This is a genomic window from Actinoplanes sp. NPDC051633, assembly GCF_040681735.1.
Classification (GTDB): domain Bacteria; phylum Actinomycetota; class Actinomycetes; order Mycobacteriales; family Micromonosporaceae; genus Actinoplanes.
The window spans coordinates 1-3,282 of the sequence record NZ_JBFAZH010000897.1 but is presented as its reverse complement, the minus strand read 5'-3'; the positions used below and the strand labels follow the sequence as shown (position 1 = coordinate 3,282).

At 66.7% G+C, this 3,282-nt stretch carries 4 protein-coding genes; 1 reads left to right on the top strand and 3 read right to left on the bottom strand.

The window, feature by feature from the left end; translation table 11 throughout:
- Nucleotides 1-292: 292 nt before the first annotated feature.
- Together AB0M20_RS34085 and AB0M20_RS34080 are read right to left on the bottom strand one after the other, a co-directional pair.
- A complete protein-coding gene (locus AB0M20_RS34085) occupies nt 293-1,174 on the bottom strand; it encodes an aminoglycoside phosphotransferase family protein (RefSeq protein WP_364304458.1) in 882 nt (293 codons plus the stop codon).
- A 69-nt stretch (nt 1,175-1,243) separates the two neighbouring features.
- Nucleotides 1,244-1,519, bottom strand: a complete 276-nt coding sequence (locus tag AB0M20_RS34080; RefSeq protein WP_364304459.1) for a VOC family protein — start codon at nt 1,517-1,519, stop codon at nt 1,244-1,246.
- 865 nt (nt 1,520-2,384) lie between these two features.
- Between AB0M20_RS34080 and AB0M20_RS34075 the strand changes: the two genes are divergently transcribed.
- Nucleotides 2,385-2,672 (top strand): excalibur calcium-binding domain-containing protein, encoded by a 288-nt coding sequence (locus AB0M20_RS34075; protein WP_364304457.1) that lies wholly within the window; start codon nt 2,385-2,387, stop codon nt 2,670-2,672.
- 292 nt (nt 2,673-2,964) lie between these two features.
- Here AB0M20_RS34075 and AB0M20_RS34070 read toward each other — a convergent pair whose 3' ends face one another.
- Entirely contained in the window at nt 2,965-3,114 is a 150-nt protein-coding gene (locus tag AB0M20_RS34070; RefSeq protein ID WP_364304456.1) for a hypothetical protein, read from the bottom strand.
- Nucleotides 3,115-3,282: the final 168 nt, after the last annotated feature.

Genomic DNA, 3,282 nt, shown 5'->3' with positions numbered 1-3,282 from the left:
GGTTGCGACGGCGCCGAGGACCAGGAGTACGGGCGCGACGACGTTGACCGCGGCCATCGCCACCGGGCCCACCCCTCGGGCGACGAACCAGGCGTTGGTGAGCGCGTAGATGCCGTAGACGCCGACCGACAGGGTGGTCTGCGTGCACGCCTGCCACAGCAACCGTCCGATCGGCCGGGTGCCGAGGGCTTCGGCGTGGCCGGTCAGAGCAACGCCATCGCTTCGGCGAGTCGTGCGCGCGACCAGTCGTACTGACCGGGATCGGTGTGTCCGCGATAGACGGTCTCGATGGTCATGATGAGGCACTGGTACAGGTTGTAGAGACGGCGGCGCTGGACCTCGTCGGCCGTGAAATCCGGCTTGCCGTAGCCGCGCAGAAAGGCGGACGGGTCGCCGAAGGCGGGCAGTTGCGTGGCGACGAAACCCGCCTCGATGAGGGGTCGCCGTAGAAGGCGCGTTCGTGGTCGATGACGGCCGCGATCGCGCCGTCGCGGATCATCACGTTGCTGTCCCAGAGGTCCCACTCGACGAAGCGCGGCTCGGTCACAGCGTCGAGGCTGCCGGCGTGCCGGGCGATCGCCGCCCGGACGTCGCCGTAGTCCCAGCCGAGGTCGACGTCGCGGCGTTCGCCGTCGCGCAGGACGTCCTCGATCATCCCGGAGAACAGCTGCCGCCAGGTGGGCACGCCCGGCCCGGTGAGCGGTCCGAAGGCGGCGCCGCGGATGGTGTTGAGCTCGCGGGTGGTCGCGCCGAGAGCTTTGCCGTACGCGTCGCGATCCGCCGCCGGAAGCGCGTCCTTGACGATCCCGAGGTTGTCACCCTCCACGTAGGACATGAAGAAGTAGTCGGCGTCGCACAACTCGTGGCTGCGATCGGCGAAGTCGACCGCCGGCACCGGGACGGTCGTGTGCGTGCGGATGAGCTCGAGCGCCGCCAGCTCGGTCGCCATTGCCCCGCGCTCGTAGGTCATCACCTCGACGTGCGGCGGCGGCGCGATCTTCAGCACGGCCTTGCGGCCGTCGCGCAGGCTGATCCGGTACGCCACGTTGAACCAGCCGTGCCCCAGCTCGGCGGCCCAGTCCTCGTCCTCGGGGAGCTGATCCGGCCCGTACGCGCGTTCGACCATCGCCCGCAGAGTGGCCGACGACTGGCGGTTCTTGGTGATGCTCTCCATCGACGCTTCCGCTCGGTCAGGTGACACGTGTAAGCGGAGATCGTACCTTCGATCAACGAGGCGTGCTCATCACCAGGAAACCAAGCAGAAAGGGTGGCCGACAGGATCGGCAAAGACGCGGAACCGGTCGCCGCCACCGGGCAGGCGGGACGCACCCAATGCCTCAACTTTCTGCTCGGCCTCATCGAGGTTGTCCACTCGAACGTCGACATGCATCTGCTGGGGGTGCGCCGGATCTGGCCAGTCGGGAGCGCGAAAGGTCTGCACGCGTTGGAACGCGATGCCCGGGCGATCCGGGGCATCTCCGATCACGACCCAGTCGCCTTCGTCCTGAACGCGCTGCATGCCCATGAGTTCCTGGTAGAACGAGGCCAGGCGGGAGGGGTCCGGGCAGTCGATGATGAGGCCGTGCCATTGTCCGATCATCCGGACATGGTGTCAGGGCACGAAACGGCACGGAAGCCATCTGTGATGATCGTGATCAAGGATGTGAGCTGGCGCGCCCGGCAGGATTCGAACCTGCGACCGACGGATTAGAAGTAGATCAGGACGGGCTGGCAGGGGAGCGGCGTTCCTGTTCAGCCCGTCCGCCACTGTCGGGCGATGTCGGCCTGAGCGGGGTGCCTTGGCTGTACAGGTGGCTGTATGGACGGCTCGCCGATTCTTACGCTGCCAGCCCGGAACGGCACCGCCCGAGATGTTTGCCGGGGGACGCTAGCCGAGATACTTGCGAATCAGCAATGATCGTCTGGTCTATATAACCATTCGTACGACCACCAGCACACAGAGTCGGATTCACACTGGGTCGGTGACAAACCTGCCTCCACAGGACCCCTGGTCGCAAGACCCCCAGCGAGGCCCACAGCAACCGCATTCCGACGGGCTGCCGCCCCAGCCGCCACCGACAGTCCCGTTCACTGCCGTCCCCGGCACCGTTCCACCCGACCCCATTGCGAGGCGCAAGCGCACCAATAAGATCATCCTGGCAGTCTTCGGCGCACTGCTGCTCTGCGTCTGCGGACCGTTCATCACGATCGGCGCAGTTCTAGGAGATGATCCCCAGCAGGCGCCGGACACGCCGGCCACGACCGCGCCCCTCGCCGCTCTGCCGACCACGGTGTCCCCGCCGCCAAGTAGCACGGTTGTGGCCACAACCGTCCCGCCAAGGCCGAGCCCGACCACGACACCCCCCAAGCCCAAGCCGAAGCCGGTGTACTACAAGAACTGCACCGCCGTTGACGATGCCGGCAAGGCCCCGCTTTACGAAGGAGAACCGGGCTACCGCAAGGCGCTCGACAGCGACGGCGACGGCGTGGCATGCGAGTGGGGCAGCACAGACGAGGAGCCTGAAGAGCCAGACGACGGGGGCGGAGGCACCGACCCTCGGTTCTCCACTTGCGCCAAGGCTCAGGCCGCCGGCTACGGTCCCTACTACAAAGGCGAAACCGAGTACAACTGGTACCGCGACAGAGATGGCGATGGCGTCGTCTGCGAGTGAACGTTGATGACAGTCCAGGGTCATTGTCCGCATCCTCCGCGCATACCCTCACACTGCCAGCGCGGAGTGCATCCGTCGTCAGCGATTGCAACGACCGGTGGTCCGCGGCTCGTGTCCGGCTGCGCATGTCGTTGGCTCGTCGCGACTGTTGGCGTCGCCGTCAACGACTGCCGTCAATCGGTCAGCGCCAGGCATTGAATCGGATGGTGATCGAGCTGCGGCAATGCTGCGTCCTGCGACTAGCACGCTGAGGCCGAGGCCCGTGAGACCTCGGCCCGCCGTGCGCGCCGATCTAGCGCTTGCCCTTACCCTTGCCTGCTGCCTGCGCCACCGCGCTGGCCGCGATGCTTCGAGAACGCGCCGACGAGCGACCGTCGCGCATTACGGCCGACGCCTTGCGGGCCACCTTCGAACTGGTAACTTTGCCCTTGCCTTTAGCCATAGGTCCAAACCTCCTTCCTCGCCGTTGGAGAGTGGCCGTTGGCGCCCCCGGCGCTCCAACGCCGGGGGCGTGGTCTTGAGGCGACCTGCTCACGGCAGCTCAGCTCGTTCACTCCCAACCATCACCACGCGCGACGGTCGCCCGCGCATGGTGCAGACCTCCGAGAAG

Bases quoted from the DNA above. Each gene is read 5' to 3' on its own strand.
- AB0M20_RS34080 (WP_364304459.1), bottom strand. From the start codon at position 1,519: ATGCAGCGCGTTCAGGACGAAGGCGACTGGGTCGTGATCGGAGATGCC.
- AB0M20_RS34085 (WP_364304458.1), bottom strand. From the start codon at position 1,174: ATGGAGAGCATCACCAAGAACCGCCAGTCGTCGGCCACTCTGCGGGCG.
- AB0M20_RS34070 (WP_364304456.1), bottom strand. From the start codon at position 3,114: ATGGCTAAAGGCAAGGGCAAAGTTACCAGTTCGAAGGTGGCCCGCAAG.